The 19,404-nt window shown below is 39.0% G+C and carries 20 protein-coding genes; 17 read left to right on the top strand and 3 right to left on the bottom strand.

Annotated features, from left to right (window positions below):
• Positions 1-41 precede the first annotated feature (41 nt).
• Both dprA and topA read left to right on the top strand, forming a co-directional pair.
• The gene (gene dprA, locus IEU71_RS03700) at positions 42-869 is read left to right on the top strand and encodes a DNA-processing protein DprA (protein WP_036066829.1); all 828 of its coding nucleotides are present in this window, start codon (positions 42-44) and stop codon (positions 867-869) included.
• Positions 870-911: 42 nt separating this feature from the next.
• The gene (gene topA, locus IEU71_RS03695) at positions 912-3,020 is read left to right on the top strand and encodes a type I DNA topoisomerase (RefSeq protein ID WP_004913035.1); all 2,109 of its coding nucleotides are present in this window, start codon (positions 912-914) and stop codon (positions 3,018-3,020) included.
• 41 nt (positions 3,021-3,061) lie between these two features.
• Here the strand turns inward: topA and IEU71_RS03690 are convergent, their stop codons facing one another.
• Entirely contained in the window at positions 3,062-3,952 is an 891-nt protein-coding gene (locus IEU71_RS03690) for a YitT family protein (protein WP_004913038.1), read from the bottom strand.
• Between the two features lie 96 nt (positions 3,953-4,048).
• Between IEU71_RS03690 and IEU71_RS03685 the strand changes: the two genes are divergently transcribed.
• The 15 genes from IEU71_RS03685 to rnhB all read left to right on the top strand — a co-directional run bounded on the left by IEU71_RS03685 (position 4,049) and on the right by rnhB (position 17,415).
• A complete protein-coding gene (locus tag IEU71_RS03685) occupies positions 4,049-4,519 on the top strand; it encodes a hypothetical protein (protein ID WP_036068323.1) in 471 nt (156 codons plus the stop codon).
• 2 nt (positions 4,520-4,521) lie between these two features.
• Positions 4,522-5,322: a bifunctional hydroxymethylpyrimidine kinase/phosphomethylpyrimidine kinase gene (locus IEU71_RS03680; RefSeq protein ID WP_036066833.1), complete on the top strand. Its 801-nt coding sequence runs from the start codon at positions 4,522-4,524 to the stop codon at positions 5,320-5,322.
• Between the two features lie 61 nt (positions 5,323-5,383).
• Complete coding sequence (locus IEU71_RS03675; RefSeq protein WP_004913048.1) at positions 5,384-6,580, top strand: isochorismate synthase; 1,197 nt, start codon at positions 5,384-5,386, stop codon at positions 6,578-6,580.
• A complete protein-coding gene (gene menD / locus IEU71_RS03670) occupies positions 6,573-8,204 on the top strand; it encodes a 2-succinyl-5-enolpyruvyl-6-hydroxy-3-cyclohexene-1-carboxylic-acid synthase (RefSeq protein ID WP_080519398.1) in 1,632 nt (543 codons plus the stop codon). Before IEU71_RS03675 ends, menD begins: the two co-directional genes overlap by 8 nt.
• Positions 8,201-8,998, top strand: coding sequence for a 2-succinyl-6-hydroxy-2,4-cyclohexadiene-1-carboxylate synthase (gene menH / locus IEU71_RS03665; RefSeq protein ID WP_036066831.1), 798 nt, complete (start codon positions 8,201-8,203; stop codon positions 8,996-8,998). Before menD ends, menH begins: the two co-directional genes overlap by 4 nt.
• Positions 8,985-10,085 (top strand): enolase C-terminal domain-like protein, encoded by a 1,101-nt coding sequence (locus IEU71_RS03660; RefSeq protein WP_004913065.1) that lies wholly within the window; start codon positions 8,985-8,987, stop codon positions 10,083-10,085. Before menH ends, IEU71_RS03660 begins: the two co-directional genes overlap by 14 nt.
• 11 nt (positions 10,086-10,096) lie before the next feature.
• Positions 10,097-11,362, top strand: coding sequence for a tetratricopeptide repeat protein (locus IEU71_RS03655; protein ID WP_004913068.1), 1,266 nt, complete (start codon positions 10,097-10,099; stop codon positions 11,360-11,362).
• Positions 11,363-11,399: 37 nt separating this feature from the next.
• A complete protein-coding gene (locus tag IEU71_RS03650; RefSeq protein ID WP_004913071.1) occupies positions 11,400-12,605 on the top strand; it encodes a CCA tRNA nucleotidyltransferase in 1,206 nt (401 codons plus the stop codon).
• Positions 12,592-13,089 carry a dihydrofolate reductase gene (locus IEU71_RS03645; RefSeq protein WP_004913075.1) on the top strand — a complete coding sequence of 166 codons (498 nt, stop codon included), beginning with the start codon at positions 12,592-12,594 and terminating at the stop codon, positions 13,087-13,089. Before IEU71_RS03650 ends, IEU71_RS03645 begins: the two co-directional genes overlap by 14 nt.
• Positions 13,090-13,098: 9 nt before the next feature.
• Entirely contained in the window at positions 13,099-13,953 is an 855-nt protein-coding gene (locus tag IEU71_RS03640) for a DegV family protein (protein ID WP_004913079.1), read from the top strand.
• 98 nt (positions 13,954-14,051) lie between these two features.
• Positions 14,052-14,957: an SGNH/GDSL hydrolase family protein gene (locus IEU71_RS03635; protein WP_004913080.1), complete on the top strand. Its 906-nt coding sequence runs from the start codon at positions 14,052-14,054 to the stop codon at positions 14,955-14,957.
• A complete protein-coding gene (locus tag IEU71_RS03630) occupies positions 14,939-15,553 on the top strand; it encodes a YpmS family protein (RefSeq protein ID WP_004913085.1) in 615 nt (204 codons plus the stop codon). The genes IEU71_RS03635 and IEU71_RS03630 overlap by 19 nt, the downstream gene beginning before the upstream one ends.
• Positions 15,540-15,767 carry a YozE family protein gene (locus IEU71_RS03625; protein WP_004913088.1) on the top strand — a complete coding sequence of 76 codons (228 nt, stop codon included), beginning with the start codon at positions 15,540-15,542 and terminating at the stop codon, positions 15,765-15,767. The genes IEU71_RS03630 and IEU71_RS03625 overlap by 14 nt, the downstream gene beginning before the upstream one ends.
• Before the next feature lie 17 nt (positions 15,768-15,784).
• The gene (gene ylqF / locus IEU71_RS03620; protein ID WP_004913089.1) at positions 15,785-16,630 is read left to right on the top strand and encodes a ribosome biogenesis GTPase YlqF; all 846 of its coding nucleotides are present in this window, start codon (positions 15,785-15,787) and stop codon (positions 16,628-16,630) included.
• A complete protein-coding gene (gene rnhB / locus IEU71_RS03615; RefSeq protein ID WP_004913092.1) occupies positions 16,627-17,415 on the top strand; it encodes a ribonuclease HII in 789 nt (262 codons plus the stop codon). Before ylqF ends, rnhB begins: the two co-directional genes overlap by 4 nt.
• On the opposite strand, the gene IEU71_RS03610 is transcribed toward rnhB, so the two are convergent.
• Positions 17,372-18,013, bottom strand: coding sequence for an energy-coupling factor transporter transmembrane component T family protein (locus IEU71_RS03610; RefSeq protein WP_004913094.1), 642 nt, complete (start codon positions 18,011-18,013; stop codon positions 17,372-17,374). The genes rnhB and IEU71_RS03610 overlap by 44 nt on opposite strands.
• A complete protein-coding gene (locus IEU71_RS03605) occupies positions 18,013-19,386 on the bottom strand; it encodes an ABC transporter ATP-binding protein (protein WP_004913099.1) in 1,374 nt (457 codons plus the stop codon). The genes IEU71_RS03610 and IEU71_RS03605 overlap by 1 nt, the downstream gene beginning before the upstream one ends.
• Positions 19,387-19,404: the final 18 nt, after the last annotated feature.

Raw genomic sequence — 19,404 nt, 5'->3', positions numbered from 1 at the left:
AACACTCAACTGGCAATCACCACGAAAGGTTTTTCAGCAGTTTGCAGTGTTCGGTTAATTCTTGCAATCTACCATATGCAATTGTGAATGATTTAGCACCCACTCATTATCCTTGGTCTGTTGATGAGGTCTTTTCAGTTATTGAAAATTATCAGCAAGCTGATAATATCAAATCTAACTACCATCTGGCTTGTAATCGAGCAGAGACGATAGCATCTGACTATCTGACATATTTTGATGACGATTATCCACCACAATTAAAAGAAATCTATGAGCCGCCATTAATACTGTTTTACGTCGGGAATTTAGCAGCGTTAAGGTTACCTAATGTTGCTGTCGTGGGTACGAGAACGGCGACACCATACGGTTTAGCGGTAATGAGACATCTATTACCCGAAGTAGTCAAATCAGGTATTGCAGTGGTTTCTGGTTTGGCAAAAGGCATTGACGTGATGGCACATCAAATCACTTTTGCCAATTCAGGTTTACCAATTGCAGTTATTGGTACAGGCATTGATATGACATATCCGGCACAAAATCAGGCACTGCAACAGCAAATAGGGCAACAAGGACTGGTATTGAGTGAATACCCACCTGAGACTGGTCCACAGCGATCACATTTTCCAGCGAGAAATCGTATTATTGCAGGGTTATCATCAGCAACACTTGTCATTGAGGCGCAACAAAAATCAGGTAGTTTGATTACTGCAAACCTGGCCCTCCAAAATAATCGAGAAGTGATGGTTGTGCCAGGCTCAATTTTTTCTGAAAATTCTTTAGGTGCAAATGAACTATTAAGATTTGGTGCAAAAATGGTAACAAAATCAACTGATATCATGGAAAGCATACAATTATTTGACACAATTTGATACACTATATACTATAGAAAACAAATTGTGAGGCATATCTCATTGGCAGATACAAAAACAAAGACAACACCAAAGAAAAAAACAACAAAACGAAAAACATCAAAAGTTAAAAAAAATTTAGTTATTGTGGAAAGCCCATCAAAGGCTAAGACAATTGAAAAGTATTTGGGCAGCACCTACAAAGTTGTTGCCAGTTTAGGGCATATTCGGGATTTGCCAAAATCAACTTTAGGTGTTGATGTTGAACATGACTATGATCCTAAATATATTAACATTCGTGGTAAGGGTGATATTATTAAAGGTTTGCGCAAAGAGGCCAAGGCTGCGAAAGCTGTTTATCTGGCTTCCGATCCGGATCGTGAAGGTGAAGCTATTGCGTGGCATTTGCAACATATTTTAGACCTTGATCCAGAAAAGCCTAACAGAGTTGTCTTTAACGAAATTACGAAAGATACCATTAAGAACGCTTTTAAGACACCACGTACAATTAACCAAGATTTGGTGGATGCGCAACAAGCACGCCGCATCTTAGATCGATTAGTTGGCTATTCAATTTCACCAATTCTCTGGAAAACTGTGAAACGCGGACTGTCGGCTGGACGTGTGCAATCAGTTGCTTTGGGTTTGATTATTGCACGTGAACGTGAGATTCAAGCCTTTGAGCCAGAAGAATATTGGACTTTGGATTCCGAGTTTAAAAAAGCGCGGAGTAAGTTTAAGTCAGTTTTCTATGGATTCGATGGTAAAAAGCAACCATTACCAGATAACGACAGTGTTCAGTCAGTTTTGAAACGAATTGATAAAAATGGTGATTTTGATATTGTTAAAGTTGACGCAAAGGAACGGAAACGTCAACCACAACCGCCATTTACAACATCAACAATGCAACAAACGGCCAACACACAGCTTAATTTTAGAACACGCAAGACAATGATGGCTGCTCAACAGTTGTATGAAGGTATTAATTTAGGGCGCGGATTGGGCCAAGTCGGTTTAATTACCTATATGCGTACCGATTCAACCCGAATTTCTTCTGTTGCTAAAAATGCCACGGCGCAATTTATTCATGACACATGGGGCGAGGAATACTCTCAACATAAACCAATTCAAGGTAAATTACCTGAAGGTGCACAAGATGCCCATGAAGCCATTAGACCTTCTGATGTTACGCGAACGCCAGAATCGATTAAGGACAAACTCACACCTGATCAATTTAAGTTATATTCATTGATTTGGTCACGCTTTGTAGCCAGTCAAATGACGCCTGAAATTTTAGATACAATGGCGGTCACGATTGAACAAAATGGTGTGATATTTAGAGCTAATGGTTCTAAGACAAAGTTTCAGGGCTTTACGAAAGCTTATCCAGCTGCCAAAGTTAAAGACAATGCTTTGCCTGACTTAAATGCAGGAGATAAAGTTAAATTAGCGAAAACTGATCCGCAACAGCATTTCACATTGCCACCAGCAAGGTATACAGAAGCCGCCTTAATTAAAGCATTGGAAGAAAATGGTGTTGGACGCCCTTCAACTTATGCACCAACATTAGATACAATACAGCGAAGAAACTACGTGCGTATTGATGCCCGGAAATTTGTACCGACTGAACTAGGAGAAATTGTGCAGACTATCGTTGAGGAAAGTTTCCCAGACGTCACTAATACCAAATTCACGGCTGCTGTTGAACATGAGCTAGATGAGGTAGAAACAGGTGATAAACAATGGGTTCCGGTGATTGATTCGTTCTTTAAGCCTTTCCAAAAAGAGGTTGAGACAGCTGAAAAATCTCTTGAAAAAGTTATTATGCACGATGAATTAGCAGGTATGGATTGTGAAATTTGTGGTGCACCGATGGTTATTAAAATGGGAAGGTATGGTAAATTTTACGCATGTTCTCGTTTTCCCGATTGCCGAAATACCAAAACAATTGTGCAGGAAATCGGCTTGACATGCCCAAAGTGTCATAAGGGGCAAGTCGTTTCTCGTAAGACAAAGCGAGGCCGGACATTCTATGGTTGCTCTCGTTACCCTGATTGTGATTTTGTAACATGGGATAAACCAACAGAAAAAACATTAGCTGATGGTACGACTCCTAAAGAATCGACCGATAAAGCAAATAAATCAACGGCAAAGCAAAAAGCGACCGAATAATTTTTTGGAATACGTGGATTATTTCAAAAATTGGTCGCTTTTTATTTGAATTTAAATATTGATTTTTTGGGGCGCAAGTAGGAAAAGCCTTCGCCTAATTGTTCTTGTGTGTCAAATACGGAAACAAATGCTTTTGGATCAATTTGATTAATGATGTGCCTGACCATGTTGACTTCCGAAGGATCGACGACAGCATAAACGACGCGCTGATCAATGTGTGAGTAGCCACCTTCTGCTTTTAACAGACTGGTGCCGCGATCGAGTTCTGACATAATCGCATGGGATATTTCTTCAGGATACTGTGTAAAAATCATAAATGATCTTGCTGAGTATGCAGCACCTTGCTGTGTAAAATTAACAACTTGTGCAAATACAAATGACGCTATCAAAGTATACATCATGTGTACAATGTCGATATAAATTAAAGAAATAATCAGAACAACTGCATCAAGCGCAAACATTGTTCGACCAATTTGGATGCCTAGTTTTTGTTCTGTAATTTTTGCAACGATGTCTGTACCACCTGATGTACCACCAAATCGAAAGACAATGCCTAAACCTAAACCAGAAATAAATCCTGCCAGCAAACCTGCGATTAGCATGTCGTGATCAAGTGCGGGTGGTGTCGGGACAACTTGCCATAACCACAACCAAAATGAAAGCGATGAAATACCCCAAATTGTATAAATTAAAGATCGTCTACCGAGTACGCGATAGCCAATAAAAACAAGCGGAATATTCAATAATAGTGTGGTATAAGCTGGGTTCCAACCAAAAAGCGCGCGTAAAATCAACGTGATACCAGAAACGCCACCTTCTGCCAGTTGATTTGGAATATTAATGTTGATTAAACCCCAACCATAAAGGGCTGTTCCCAATGCAATCATACCAATATCACGCACAGAAATGCGTTCTAAATTTGTTACATTCATCGTAAAACCTCGCTAATGTGTTCAATTTCCATGATAACATATTGGCTAGTAAAAACATTGTTATGTTTGGTATAATAGGACTAATAAGAGGTAAATATGGCAGATTATAATTATTATCAAAGACCAAGATTTTATAAAAAAAAGCATCCGATTCGCAATTTTTTTATTGTGTTGGCTTTACTAATTGTTGTTGCGTTAGGCGTTTTTGTTTATATCGGTTATTCTGATTCTCAAAAAACAACTACACCTATTCAACAAAAAGTGTCAAAGAGTAGCACAGTTGACGAAAAAATTGACTCTAATAGTAGTTCTTCAGATGATTCAAGTAGTAGCAGTGAGACATCAAGCGAATCGTCATCATCATCTTCAAGTGCTTCGTCGAGCAGTCAAGATACTGCTGCAGAAATTAAAGAATCGGCTAAATTGAAAGGAAAAACGCTAGCCGAAGCAAAAAAATGGGCGATTGCCCATAATCGTTATTATTCATGGGTTGGCAGTGATAGTGATATTGTTACTAAAGTGACTGATGACGGTCATAATATTAGCTTTGTAGCGTCGAGCAATTAATGATGGTTAACAAGGTTTTGACGATTGCTGGTTCTGATTCTCTATCTGGCGGAGGCATTCAAGCTGATTTAGCGACTTTTGAAGAGTATGGCGTGGTAGGATTGAGTGTCATTACAAGCATTGTTACTGTACAAGCTGATAGTTTTCAAATTTTTCCAATTGACATTAATGTGATAAAAGCTCAGTTGGCTTCTGTTATGTCATTGAATCAAATTGTTGCGATTAAGGTTGGTCTTTTACCAACAGTAGACATTATCAATGTGGTCGCCGATTGTTTAGAGACAATTAGTATTCCTATCATCATTGATCCAGTGATGATTTTTAAAGAAAGCGCTTTAAAATCCGGTAAAAGTGAATTAGCTCAGGCAATTCATAATCGATTATTACCATTAGCAACAGTTGTGACGCCTAATTTAAATGAAGCACAGTTACTTACCAATAGTGTCATTCACAATGTAGATGATATGAAGCAGGCCGCACGACTTTTAGCTAATGAAGGCGCTAAAAATGTTGTTATAAAGGGTGGTGCGAGATTGTCTGGTGATTTGGCGGTTGACGTTTTATTTGACGGTGAGAAATTTACAATTTTCCAGAACGAGAAAATTAAAACACCAGTGCCCTATAACAATGGTGCCGGATGTACTTTTTCGGCTAGTATTGCTGCTAATTTGGTAGAAAATGATATGCGAGATACGGTACAAGATGCCAAAGAATTTGTGTTGGCGGCTATCAAAAACGGTGTTGTGCTGAACGATAAGTTCAATGTTGGCAATGTTTGGCAAGCAGCGCGGCGTTTGGGATAAAGTAGAACTAAGCGACAGGCGAGTGTCTGTTGCTTTTTAATCTAGTTGTTAAGGAAGTAACATGAAAAAGAGTGACAATCAGTTTTTTAAATTTGAGCGTGAGGTGACTTCGCAGGATTATCAAGTATTAAACCAAATGCTTGATTATTTTCGGGTTAGCGCTTTTTTTGAAAATAATACAGCAACACAAATCTTTTACGCTTTTGGATTAAAAAATTCATGGCAAACGTTGCCTCAGAAGGTTAACACGATGGTGTTTGGCGCCAACGCTTTTGATGGTCAGCATTCAAAGGAAGAACTAATGAACGGCTTTTGGTTTGAACCTGAGATTGTTGTCTCGATTGCCAATGGGCGGTTACAATCTAACACATTAGAGTTAGATAGCATTCTAGCAAATCACCAACAAACCCACGATATTAAAAGGGTGCAAATAAAAAAAATTATCTCTGAAACAGACTGGATTCAACGCGTAGATGATTTAATAAAAAATCTCAATGATGTTAAATCGCCGATAGACAAAGTCGTGTTTGGTCGGCAGGAGATGATTGAATTGTCCGAACAAAATCGTGCTTCATGTTTGTTACAAGCATTAAGAATGCAACACAATGTTTATCATGTCATTTTGAAACGAGAAAATGAAATTTTTGTTTCTGCGACACCTGAGCGTCTCGTATTTGTCTCTCAGGGCGAAATTCAAACAGCAGCTGTTGCCGGCACCACACCACGAGATCGTGATCCACATCATGATCGCGAATTAGGCAATAGCCTATTACATAGTTTAAAAAATCAGCGTGAACATCAGTTTGTTGTTGATAGTATCAAAATGAAATTAGAAGCGATAACAACGCAGTTAAATGTACCATCTAATCCAATACTGTTACAAAATAAACAGGTTCAGCATCTTTACACGCCGATTAGTGGCACATTGTCTGCAAATATGTCTGTCAAAGACCTAGTCGATAATTTACATCCAACGCCAGCTTTAGGTGGTGTACCACAAAAAGAAGCTTTACAATACATTGCGCAGCATGAGCAACAACCTCGTGGCTTATTTGCAGGACCAATTGGTTATGTCACAGCCGATAATACGGGTGAGTTAGTAGTGGGTATTCGTTCGATGTATTGTGAACAGACCCGTGCACGTTTATTTGCTGGCGCCGGTATTGTTGCCGGTTCAGAAGCACAACAAGAATATGACGAAACGGCGTTGAAATTTGAGCCAATGCTACAATTGTTAGGAGAATTAACGCATGATTGATGCTTTAACGTACAATACCAAACACTTAATTGGCGCTTTAGTAGCTGGAGGTGTTAAATATTTTGTCCTTTCTCCGGGGTCACGTAGTACGCCAGTTGCATTATTAATTGCTGAGTATGTCAAGTATCATCCAAATGTGAAACTCTATGTTGATGTTGATGAACGATCAGCAGGCTTTTTTGCGCTAGGAATTGCTAAAACGACATTATCACCCGTGGTTCTACTAGGTACTTCAGGGACTGCTATTACAGAATATACACCGGCAGTAGCAGAGGCATCAGTGTCAGAAGTACCACTGATTATTTTGTCAACTGACCGGCCACAGGAATTACAATATAATGGTGCGCCACAAACATTACCACAGCAAAATATATTTGGAAAATTAACGAAAGCAGATCTCGCTTTTAATTTGCAGGAGACACACCAAGACATAACTGAATATATTGATTTTGCAACACAAAAGTTTGTTCATTTGGCGAATACGGCACCTTGTGGGCCAGTGCAATTTAATTTACCGTTACGCAAACCTTTGATGCCAACATTAGGAAATCAGGATAACGTGTTAGTTAAGCAATTATCCTTTTCAAAACCATCTCAGATTAGAATTGACATACCACCAATCACAGCAAAGCGTGTGTTAATTCTGGCCGGCCCAAATGTTGCAGAATCATATAGCGATGATTTATTGGCATTTTCGCAACGCTACCATGTGCCAGTGATTGCGGATATTTTAAGTCGTGTCCGTACCCCAGAAACGATTCATGGTATTGATTATTTGTTGAAATTTGCTCAAGTGACCGACGAGTTAAAACCAGATTTAGTCATTAGATTTGGTAAAACGCCAGTTTCTGCGAAAGTTTTGCAATGGCTAAAGCATGCCAATATTGAGACTTGGCATGTTGATTTAAATGCTGGAACTGATCATTCACGACATGTTTCTCGTGCAATTTTAATGCCACCACGTGATTTTTTGAGGCAAGCAAAAGTGGTGCTTAGTGAAGAACAACAAGCGTTCGAAACAAACTGGCAATTAATCAACCAAAAGGATAAACAATTAGTACATGAAATGGCGATTGTGTCAGTATTAAATCGTGCTGTATCGCCAAAAACACCGATTTTTGTTGCTAATAGTATGCCCATTCGCGATATGGATAATTTTTTTACGGGTTTTAATACACAAACAATCTATGCTAATCGTGGGGCAAATGGTATTGATGGTGTTATTTCAACAGCTTTGGGGATGAGCGTCACGACAAAAAAACGTAGTCTATTATTGACGGGAGATTTGACACTTTTTCATGATATGAACGGTTTAATGATGGCCCGCAATTATCAGCTACCGCTGGATATTATCGTCATTGATAATAATGGTGGCGGTATTTTTTCATTTTTGCCACAAGCCGAAGCAACAGAATACTTTGAAACACTTTTTGGGACACCGTTAGAATTGGACATCAGTAAAATTGCATCCTTGTATCAGCTGTCATACGTATTACTAAAGCAACCGGAAGATCTGCAAAAGGTGCTTAACCAACCAACAGACGGCACGAGAATAATTGTTTATCCTAGTAATCGCACTCAAAATGTGCGTGATCATCAAAAGTATATTGGAGAAAGCCTATGATGATCAACAACTATCCCTATCAGATTTTTCTAACTAAAAATGATGCACGTCCATGTCAATGGTTACTGTTGCACGGCTTTATGGGATCACATCATGACTTTGATGATATCAAATCGGATTTGCCCGGTGAAGTTTTGACAGTTGATTTACTTGGTTTTGGTAGTCGGGTACCAGATGTCGTCGATGTGAGTCGTTTTAAGATGGCTAATCAAATTGATGATTTAAGATCAATTTTGGTTTCACTTCATTGGCAAAATGTTAATTTGCTAGGCTATTCAATGGGTGGTCGTTTGGCGTTGGGATTTGCTTTAATGTATCCCGATTTGGTAAAAAATCTTTATTTAGAAAGCACCACAGCGGGACTCAAAACTGTATCAGAAAGGCAAGCAAGAATAACTGCTGACGAGATTAAGGCGCAAGCTATTTTAGAGAATTTTCCAAAGTTTGTGGATAATTGGGCTCAACTCCCATTATTTGAAACGCAACAATTGTTATCATCATCAAAAAAAGACCATATTCGGCAACAACGCTTGTCACAAAACCCAACAAATGTCGCTAATTCATTACGAAAAATGGGAACAGGGGCACAGCCTGATTTTTGGTCGAAGCTGTCGGATTTAGAAATACCAACGCAAGTGATTGTTGGCGAATTAGATAATAAATTTAATGCTATCGCCAATCAAATGGTCCAATTAATTCCCCACGTTCAAAAAACAGTCATTCCTAATTCCGGACATAACACGCATGTTGAGCAACCAAAGTTATTTGTTGAGGCATTAAATGTATCAAATTAAAAGTGTGACACTCACGCCGGTTATTTTGATCTTAAAACAGTCATTTAAAACGGCCCATACAGAAACAAAACGGCGACCATTAACGATTGTACAAGTGACATTATTTGATCATCTGACGCAACAAGAGGTTATGGGATACGGCGAAATACAATCGTTTGATGATTTCACTTATGCGCCAGAAAATCAAATCATGAGCTTGTCAATTGTCCAAAATATTTTATTGCCCCAGCTGCAGGACTATCAGTTTAAATCGCCCGAGGAGTTTGCTGGTCGTTTAAATAAGCTAACAGCGTACGGGTCATTTGCTAAATCAGGACTTGAAATGGCAATCTGGGATGCTGTTGGTCATTTGAAAAAGAAATCTTTGCAAAGGCTCATTGGTGGCACAGAAAGAAAAGTACCAGTTAGTGTCGCAATTGGATTGGCAGATGATTTTAAGGCTATGATGAAAGCGCAGTATCAACGTCATAAGTTGAAAATTGATGGCGCTACGAATGATTGGCAAAAGTTGATTGATTTATTGCTTGATTATCCCAATCAACATTTTTCTATTGATGCCAATTGTAGCTTTCGTGATGAAGACTTTTCCTTTTTAGCCGCGTTGCCTGATAATGTTGATTTTATTGAGCAGCCTTATAGCGCTAACGATTTTGTTAAACATGCGCAACTACAAGCCCGTATTCAACAACACTTGAGTCTAGATGAATCCGTCAATAATATAGATGATATCGCCACAATGCTTGACTTACACGCCGCTGACGCGCTAACTGTCAAGCAGGGCAAAATAGGGGGCATTTCAAATGCTATTATGGCGATCAAAATGGTTGATAAGCCTTGGATTGGCGGTATGTTAACGAGTGGGTTAGGACGAAGTGTTGATTTGGCGCTAGCAAGTTTGCCAAATATTGCTTTTCCAAGCGATATATCCGACAGTAGTCGCTATTTTGAACGGGACATCATTAAAGAAAAGTTAGTTGTTGATCGTGGTTATATCACAGTGCCAACAGGATTTGGCATTGGTGTGACAATGGATTTTGATGCCATTGCTGATATGCAGTCTGCCAACACAATTAACATACAATATTAGAAGGAACTCCTATGACAGAAAATTATGCAGAAAAAATGTTGGATGCCTTATCCAGTGGGCAGCTAGACACGGCGCAAAAGTTATTTGCACAATCACTGCGGCATGATAGTGATGAAATGATTTATAGTTTGGCCGAAGAATTATACGCGTTAGGATTTTTGAATCAGTCGCGCAGAGCATACAAAAAATTATTAGATAAATTTCCTGATGAGGATGACATTCGCACTGCTTTGGCTGACATCGCCATTGAAGATGGTCAAATTGATGAAGCCCAAGACTACTTAGCACAAATCAGACCCTCATCATCGTCTTATTTACAAGCGCTTCTTGTGAAAGCTGATATTTACCAAACTGAGGGATTGAATGAATCGGCTGAGTTAAGCCTGTTACAGGCAGAAAAAATCGCACCAGATGAAATAATTATCCAATTTGCATTAGCCGAATTTTATTTTGCTAATCAGAGTTATCATCAAGCCATTCCACGCTATCGATCGTTGTTACTGAAAGGTGAACGTGAAATTAGTCGCGTTGATCTGGTTGCTCGGATTGGGGTCGCGTATGCACAAATCGGAAATTATGAAAACGCAGTTGGTTATTTGGAACAAATTAAACCGGAACAAATGACATTAGATACACAGTTTCAATTAGGCGTATTGTATCAAGAAAATGGTCGTGAAAACGAGGCAATTAAGCTGTTTAACAATATCTTGGAAGCTGATCCTAAATATACCTCTATATACCCATTATTGGGACAAGCGTATGAACATCAGCAAGATTTCGATAATGCATATCGTACGTATCAAGCTGGTATAGCCCAAGATGAAACGAATACACTTTTGTACCGTTTGGCTGGATTGGCGGCCGACAAGCAAGGTGATCTAGCGGCCGCACAATCCTATTATCAAAAAGCACTAGCATTAGATGAAAATGATGTGATGACTATTATTGCGTATTCTGAGTTACTCTTGTCGCAACATTTGTATGAAGATGATGTGAAATTAATTGAAAAATATATTGCTGAGGATGTTGTTTACCCACAGTTTTATTGGGATTTGGCACGAGCTTATCAAGCTTTAGGTCAAGATGACAAGGCTAACAAATACTGGCAACAAGCGTCACCGCTTTATAATGATAACGTAGCGTTTTTACACGATTTGGTTGACTGGTATCATGAACAGGGGATGCGTGAACAAGAATTAGCCACAATGAAACAATATTTAAAGATTGCACCTGACGATGATGATATGCAAATGCGCCTTGAAAGTATCGAATATTAAACCCACAGTTGTCTTTTATTTGATAAAATAAGATGATATGAAAATTGAAAAATTACCACAAGAATTTGTACAAGCGCAACCTATTTTAGCTACCTTGGAGCAAGCTGGCTATGAGGCTTATTTTGTTGGTGGTTCTGTTAGAGATACACTTTTGGGTGCGCCAATACATGATGTTGATATTGCCAGTAGTGCTTTTCCCGAAGAAGTTAAAGCATTGTTCAACCGGACAGTTGATACAGGTATTCAGCACGGCACTGTGATGGTGCTTGACCACGGTGAAGGCTATGAGATTACGACATTTCGAACGGAATCAACTTATACTGATTTCAGGCGACCCGATAGTGTGACGTTCGTGCGTAGTTTATCAGAAGATTTGAAGCGTCGTGATTTTACGATTAATGCTCTGGCAATGCGTCATGATGGTGAAGTTGTCGATCTATTTGATGGGTTATCTGATATGACAAACGGTATTATTCGTGCTGTTGGTGATGCAGAAACACGTTTTACTGAAGATGCGTTAAGAATGATGAGGGCGCTAAGATTTAGCGCCCAGCTAGGTTTTCGTATAGCAGATGATACACGTCAAGCGTTACGCGATTTGGCACCTAATTTAACTAGAATAGCCGTAGAGCGTATACGGGTAGAATTTGAAAAAATGTTAATGGGCGGCAATGCCGCTGAGAGCTTAAAATTGGCTTTAGATGATGGTGTTATCAACTACCTGCCAGGTGAGCCATTGAAAATTTGGGATAACATCATTCAACATTTGGCAACACATCAACCTGCTGATACTTTCGCAGTTTGGTCGCTGGTATTGGCCGAAACAGATTTGACTTCATCTCAAATCAATCGTTTTTTAAGGAATTGGAAATTAAGTCGAGAGACAATAACGACGGTGATGACTGTCGTGCCATTGGTTCGCCAAATTGATAAAGTTTCTACTTTTGATTTGTACCAGGCACTACCTTATCAAAAAACGTTATTCGAGCTTTTAACATTGCTGGATATTTCAAACGCGACAATTGAGCAGATAAGGCATATAATAGATATGTTACCGATTACAAATTCGTCAGAATTAGCTATTCAAGGCGGCGATTTAATTCGTGAAGGTGTTATGATGCCCGGGCCTAAATTAGGTCAATGTCTGAAAAAAATTGAGTACGCAGTGGTCAATGGTGAGCTGGAAAACACCCGTGAATCCCTTATACAGTATGCGAAGGAGCAGGTAAATGACGACAATTAAAATGGTATGGGCGCAGGATAAAAAGAACGCCATTGGTAAAAATGGTAGCATTCCATGGCACATGCCCGATGATTTAAAACTCTTTCGTGACGAGACCATGAATACACTAATGATCATGGGCCGCCCAACTTGGTTGAGTATTGGACGACCACTGCCTAACAGAACAAGTGTTGTGATGACTACGGACTTAAATTGGCAGACAAACTATCCTGAAGTAAAAGTTGTGCATTCACTTGATGATGCATTGGCGCTTATTAAAAACGAATCGCGTGACATATCAATTGCTGGTGGCTCGGTTATTTACAAAGCGTTTATGCCATACGCAACTGATCTCGTTGTCACTAAGATTGACGGTATAATTGATGGTGACACATTTGTTGCGCCAATTGATTTGTCACAATTTAAGCTGACCTCTAGTGAGGCACATCCCAAAGATAACAATCATGATTACGCGTATGTGGTTGAACGATACAAGCGTAAGTAAGGAAAAAACATGTCAAATATTAAAATAGTAACCGATTCAGCTGTTGCATTGACACCTGAAGAAATAGCATTTTATGATATCAAAATTGTACCGCTTTCTGTCCAAATTGACGGCACCGTTTATGAGGATGGCGTGACGATACAACGTGATGAATTTTTAGAAAAAATGGCCGTTAGTAAGAGTTTACCTCAGACATCACAGCCATCAATTGGGGCGTTTCAGCTTGCCTATGATGAGATTCACCAAAAACATCCTGATTCAGAAATTTTGAGTATACACATGTCTTCAGGATTATCGGGGACAGTTCGTGCCGCTGAACAGGCAGCGGCTTTAACAAGTGCAAAAATTACAACATTTGATACACTGGCAGCTGATCGTGCACAAGCATTTGTTGTCTTGCAAGCTGCTGAGATGGCGAAACAGGGGGCAACAATGGCAGAAATTATGCCAGCGATTGAACAGGCTCGTGATGAATCCAATATCTATTTGAGCTTCACTTCCTTAACAAATATGGTTGCCGGTGGTCGCTTGAGCAAAACACAGGGCATTATTGGTAATCTGTTAAATATTAAGGTGGGTGCGGGTGTGACACATACCGATGGCACTGTCGATGTTTTATTGAAGGGGCGAGGTATGAAAACTATTGCTAAATTCAATAACAACGTGATTGCAAAAATGCAAGAATACAAAGAAATGGTTGCGATTGGTATTTCACATGCTGGTATTCCGGAGGAAGCCACGCAATTAGCCGAAAGGTTAAAAGCAATCTGGCCAGACTTGGAAATTCCAGTTTTGAACACGACGCCGATTATATCCACCCATACAGGTGCGGGAGCACTGGCAATTTTGTATCGTGCCCGTTGATGAATAATTATCTTAAAAGCGAGTCTAGCTCGCTTTTTTTGTAACTAACGCTTTTTTAGGCTATAATAATTACCAGTAAAGTTTCAGGAGAATTACGAATGCGAAAGGTACTAATCAGCTTCATTGCCATCGTGATTGTTGGTGCTGGCGTACTTTTTGGTATTAAAAACTGGCAACATCATTCACTCAATCAATCATTGTCAAAAACTGAAAAAGTGTCACATGTCAATTTGGTAGCATTAGGTGACTCGCTAACCGAGGGCGTTGGTGATACACAAAAATTGCAAGGCTATTCTGGTAGAATTGCTAAAGAGATTCGTGAAAAATATGATATTTCTGTAACCATGAAAAATTTTGGCAAAGCAGGTGACCGCTCAGACCAAATTAAAAAAAGATTAGTGGCACAATCAAGTTTTCAACACAGTGTTAAAAACGCTGATGTATTAGTCATGACAGTTGGCGGTAATGATTTACAGCAATTGTTACTCAAAAATATGACGGCTTCTTCTCCAAAAGCATTGTCTGAAGCAGTTGTTAAAGGAAAAGTGAACTATCAAATCAGGTTAGCAAAATTGCTAAAAACGGTTCGTGGTTATAACAAACAAGCGCCAATCTTTATTTTTGGTAACTATAATCTGCTCTATGTTCACTTTGCTAATCGTGAAGATTTCAATGCTGATGTTAAAAATTTCAATGCTATCAATGCTAAAATGGCAACAAAAGATGGTAATGCTTATTATGTCAGTTCGTTTGATTTGACATATGGTCAATTCAAGACAAAATCACAACGTCAAAAACTTGTTAAGCAAATTGAAAGTGATAGTTCAGAAAAAAATGCGACGAAAGCCATGACGGCTGTTTTGATGGGAAAAACAAGTGTTGACAATAATTGGATTTCAAAAGATGATAATTATCATCCTAATGACAAAGGTTATCAATATATGACATCACAATTGTTACATGTCATGAAGCGAGAGGAAAAACATTGGTTAATCAAACACTAAAAAGACCAGCTATAACACCAAAAAAACACCGTTCAATCTGGTTTTGGCTCTTTTGGGTATTAGTAACTGGGCTCGTTCTGACCAGCTTTTGGTTCTTTCATCAGGCGTCAGGCCCAATCAAATATAGTGATAGTCAGTCAAAAATAGCAAAATCTGACGCAACATTTGATATTACACTAAACAAAAAACAAATTAATGCCTTAGTAGCCCACTATCTTAACGATTCTGATAACAGTGGTTTTACGTTTGATGTTTCTGACAAAATCATGATGTACGGTAGCACTAAATTTTTAGGACAAAAATTTAACTTTGGCATGGCGCTTGATCCACAAGTAACGGCTAATGGCAACATTATTTTAAAGGCAAAATCACTAGCAATTGGTAATTTGTCGCTACCTGTGTCCACTGTTATGAGCTTCGTTAGGTCTAGTTATGATGCACCAAAATATGTAACTATTATGCCTAAGAAAAAAGAAATCTTTATTAATATGCGCCAATTACCAACGACGCAGGGCTTAACATTTCGGGCCAAAATTATTGATATGAAAGCAGATCAATTTGTATTTGAAGGAGGGTTAGTAGATGAAAAAAAGTGATCGCTCTTTTTATAATTGGTTAATGACAAATCGTAATCCAATAGCTGCGGATGATGTTCAGCAATTTGCTAACAATGCCTTTTTGGATTCGACATTTCCCAAACAAAGTACGGACTTTGATGATATTTCTAAGTATTTAGAAGAAAACACGACTTACTTGATGAGCATGACGACGTTTGATGAAGCGTGGTCAATGTATATCGCAGATCGATAAAGAGGAGTACGCTCAAAATGGCACAAATTATTCAGTGGTTTCCTGGTCATATGGCCAAAGCCTTCCGTTTAATGCGAGAAAACTTAAAATTAGTAGATGTTGTCTTTGAATTAGTTGATTCACGAATTCCGGAAAGCTCACGTAATCCCGAGATTGATAAACTAATTGGTCAAAAACCACGATTATTGATTATGACGAAGGCTGACTTAGCTGATCCAGAACAAACGCGTGCTTGGAAAAAAAAATTCGAAGAACAGGGTTATACAGTTCTGGTGCTGGATACGCGTGATCCACGAACCCCACAATTAGTTACTAAAGCCGCTAGAAGGGCTGTTGAAGCAAAAAAAGAAGCCCAGTTGGCACGTGGTATCCAAGATCAACCAATTCGTGCAATGATTACTGGTGTCCCCAATGTTGGTAAATCAACGTTGCTAAATCATTTAGTGATGAAAAATGTTGCACCGACTGCCGATCGACCAGGTGTCACCAAAAAAGTGGCTTGGCTGAAAACCCAAACTAAGTTAGAATTACTAGACTCGCCTGGTGTTTTGTGGCCAAAATTTGAAGATCAGACAATCGGTATGAAATTGTCCTTAACTGGTGCTGTCAAGTATACAATTTTTGCCAAAGATGACGCCGCGCTTTTTCTAATTGCTTTCTTCAGGCATTATCGTCCTGAAGCCGTGATTGAACGTTATCATTTGTCAGCCGATATTTTTGAGCAAGAGAATGTCGATGTTTTGTTAGCAATTACGGCAAAACTTGGTTTCAAAGATGATTATGATAAGGCAAGTGAACGATTATTAAACGACTTGCGAAAAAATAAGTTAGGTGCATTTACACTGGATTTGATTGATATATGAGTGAGACAATAAAGGCAATTCGGACACAACTTGAGACGATATCACCTGATGATGAACGGTTATTAGTTTGGCAGCAAGATTCACGCGTAGGCGTGCAAAAAGCCATCCAGAATTGGCGGAAAAGCCAAGACCGGGCGGCTAAAAAACAGACTGCATTTGTGCATAGATTTGATATTGAACGACAATATTGGGAACAAGGCTACGACAATATTGCAGGGATTGATGAAGTTGGTCGTGGACCATTAGCAGGACCAGTAATTGCAGCAGCCGTGATTTTACCTCATAATTTCAACGTTATAGACGTCATTGATTCAAAACAATTATCGGCTAAGAAGCGATTAGATTTGTACGAAAAAATTATGACACAGGCTCTGGCTGTTGGCATTGGAGAGGTCGAAGCTGCTACCATCGACGCCATTAATATTTATGAAGCAGCTCGCATGGCGATGACGATTGCTGTTTCTAAATTACAGCTTAAAGCCGAGGTGCTATTGATTGATGCTATGCGGTTGGACCTTGATATCCCGCAAGAATTTCTCATTAAAGGTGATGCACGTAGTAATAGTATTGGCGCTGCTAGTATCGTGGCAAAAGTCACCAGGGACCGTTTAATGACTGACTATGGTCTAAAATATCCTGGTTATGGCTTCGAGAGAAACGCCGGTTACGGGACAAAAGAACATCTCCAAGCCATTGAAACGAAAGGCATCACGCCAATTCATCGCAAAACGTTTGCACCAATTAAAGATATGCAATCATCAATTGCAAAATCACCAAGAGACTGATAGCTATTAGCCAGTCTCTTTTTTGTATGATAATCGACTGAAAATGAGTGCGTGGTGCGTTTTCTGTAAAACCATGTGAAACCATTGCCGTTGATAACCGTGTTGACCATTGCAGAGAAACCAAAATCGCCTTGAAAAATAATTGAGGTGAATAAAATGATAAGTGTTCACCTCTCATGAGAGCAGCGATATGGATTGTTTTGATTTCTTGTTTGACGCGGGGGACGAATGTCAGTGCACCTCGTAATCCGTAGACAAAGGTCGTTGGTAAATGCCACTTTTGCTCTAGCGTATTTAATAAATCAACCATGTTCGTTGTAAATGAGAAAGCAGCACCAAGATAAATGTAAGCCACAATACGGGTCGCCATGACGATTGCCATGTTGTGAGTGCCATACGTACTAAATGATGTCCATGCACCCAAAACGGGCAAAATAGGCATTAGAACGAGCAATAAATAGCGTTGCCATGTTAATCTTGATAGCATTAAATAAATTGCAGCAACGATCGCTACTATAAAATTAATACAGGCGTTTAATATAAAGGTTAATTCAATACTGACGATTAAAATAAAGACGAATTTAACACCGGAATTCATTAAAGTTGCTCCTGATAGCATAATGTTTGGTGATCAAGGTGTAGATGGTAGTTAATGACTGGTAGTAAGGCATCCAGTTGATGACTAATAATGATGAAACGCTGCTTACCTTGATCTGAAATTTCTTGTAATATTTCAGCGACTACACGTACTGAGGCAACATCAAGTCCAGCAATTGGTTCGTCAAGCAACAAAACGGGTGTGCCAACAATTAACATCAGTAACAGTTGCAGTTTTTTCTTTTGGCCACCAGAAAGTTGATAGACAATGTGTTGACGTAAATGATTAAGATTGAGACGCGTGAGATAATGATCAATTACTTCGGAAGACCAAAATGATTGATGTTGGCTATGTTGGTAGCTCAACGCTAATTCTTCATCGACGGTCATTCTAAGAAACTGGCGCTCGGGACTTTGAAATAATAGCGCCACTTTTTGAACATATTGTGCAACTTTTAATTTTTGAATATTTTTTGATTGATAAGTTATCTGCCCATCAAAAGATTTCAATTTAGTTAACGCATTAAATAAAGTTGATTTGCCACTACCATTTGCGCCAGTTAGAAGGGTAATGCCAGGTGCACCAATCAAGAGTTGGGGAACATTGATTAATGTCCTTTTTTCGGCCGATAATTTAAAATGAGTCAGTTCAAAAATACCCTCATTGGTTGTTTTAAAAATATGATGTTGTGGTTTGGAAATGCGTTGCATAAATTGATCATGGTCAAGCGCTGAGATTGTTTGATGTTGAATTTCCCATACATTGTTTACAATGTCTTGATAACCTGAAAAATCATGATCTGCCACAAGAATGGTAACGCCGTCAGCCTGCAATGTTTTTATTTTTTTTAAAATTTCCTGCCGTGCTATTATATCGACATTGGCGAAAGGTTCATCTAATAGCAACAATTTACTTTTCATTGCGACAATTATTGCTAAAGCAACTTTTTGCTTTTCACCACCTGAAAGCGTGTCAATCTGTTGGTCGGCTAGTTGTTTGATGCCGACAAATTCAAGTGCCGCCGTCGCACGTTTAGCTATTTCATCAGCCGGAATTTGTAAGTTTTCTAGTGTAAACGTCAATTCCTCAAAAGGGGTAGGCATCGCAAACTGTGTGTCGGGATCTTGAAATAAAAAACCAACATGCTGTGCTCTCTGATTAGCTGGTAGCTGGCTAATGGCGGTATTGTCAACCAAAACAGTGCCTTTAAGTTGAGGGAATAAACCGGCAATGATTTTTAACAATGTTGATTTACCAATACCTGATGGTCCAATTAAAAGATTGAAACTATTTTCTGGAATGGATAGTGTCAAGTCGTTAAATATTTTTGTTTTGCCGTAGCTTAAATTAATATGTTCTAGAGTAACAATCATCGTTTAGAATATCCTATG

The organism is Leuconostoc falkenbergense (assembly GCF_014634805.1).
GTDB classification, from domain to species: Bacteria; Bacillota; Bacilli; order Lactobacillales; family Lactobacillaceae; genus Leuconostoc; species Leuconostoc falkenbergense.
The sequence above is the reverse complement of the archived record's forward strand: the minus strand, read 5'-3'. Positions and strand labels throughout refer to the sequence as shown.

Coding starts and splice junctions, on each gene's coding strand:
- IEU71_RS03690 (WP_004913038.1), bottom strand. CDS start 3,952: ATGAATGTAACAAATTTAGAACGCATTTCTGTGCGTGATATTGGTATG.
- IEU71_RS03685 (WP_036068323.1), top strand. CDS start 4,049: ATGGCAGATTATAATTATTATCAAAGACCAAGATTTTATAAAAAAAAG.
- IEU71_RS03680 (WP_036066833.1), top strand. CDS start 4,522: ATGGTTAACAAGGTTTTGACGATTGCTGGTTCTGATTCTCTATCTGGC.
- IEU71_RS03675 (WP_004913048.1), top strand. CDS start 5,384: ATGAAAAAGAGTGACAATCAGTTTTTTAAATTTGAGCGTGAGGTGACT.
- menD (WP_080519398.1), top strand. CDS start 6,573: ATGATTGATGCTTTAACGTACAATACCAAACACTTAATTGGCGCTTTA.
- menH (WP_036066831.1), top strand. CDS start 8,201: ATGATGATCAACAACTATCCCTATCAGATTTTTCTAACTAAAAATGAT.
- IEU71_RS03660 (WP_004913065.1), top strand. CDS start 8,985: ATGTATCAAATTAAAAGTGTGACACTCACGCCGGTTATTTTGATCTTA.
- IEU71_RS03655 (WP_004913068.1), top strand. CDS start 10,097: ATGACAGAAAATTATGCAGAAAAAATGTTGGATGCCTTATCCAGTGGG.
- IEU71_RS03650 (WP_004913071.1), top strand. CDS start 11,400: ATGAAAATTGAAAAATTACCACAAGAATTTGTACAAGCGCAACCTATT.
- IEU71_RS03645 (WP_004913075.1), top strand. CDS start 12,592: ATGACGACAATTAAAATGGTATGGGCGCAGGATAAAAAGAACGCCATT.
- IEU71_RS03640 (WP_004913079.1), top strand. CDS start 13,099: ATGTCAAATATTAAAATAGTAACCGATTCAGCTGTTGCATTGACACCT.
- IEU71_RS03635 (WP_004913080.1), top strand. CDS start 14,052: ATGCGAAAGGTACTAATCAGCTTCATTGCCATCGTGATTGTTGGTGCT.
- IEU71_RS03625 (WP_004913088.1), top strand. CDS start 15,540: ATGAAAAAAAGTGATCGCTCTTTTTATAATTGGTTAATGACAAATCGT.
- ylqF (WP_004913089.1), top strand. CDS start 15,785: ATGGCACAAATTATTCAGTGGTTTCCTGGTCATATGGCCAAAGCCTTC.
- rnhB (WP_004913092.1), top strand. CDS start 16,627: ATGAGTGAGACAATAAAGGCAATTCGGACACAACTTGAGACGATATCA.
- IEU71_RS03610 (WP_004913094.1), bottom strand. CDS start 18,013: ATGAATTCCGGTGTTAAATTCGTCTTTATTTTAATCGTCAGTATTGAA.
- IEU71_RS03605 (WP_004913099.1), bottom strand. CDS start 19,386: ATGATTGTTACTCTAGAACATATTAATTTAAGCTACGGCAAAACAAAA.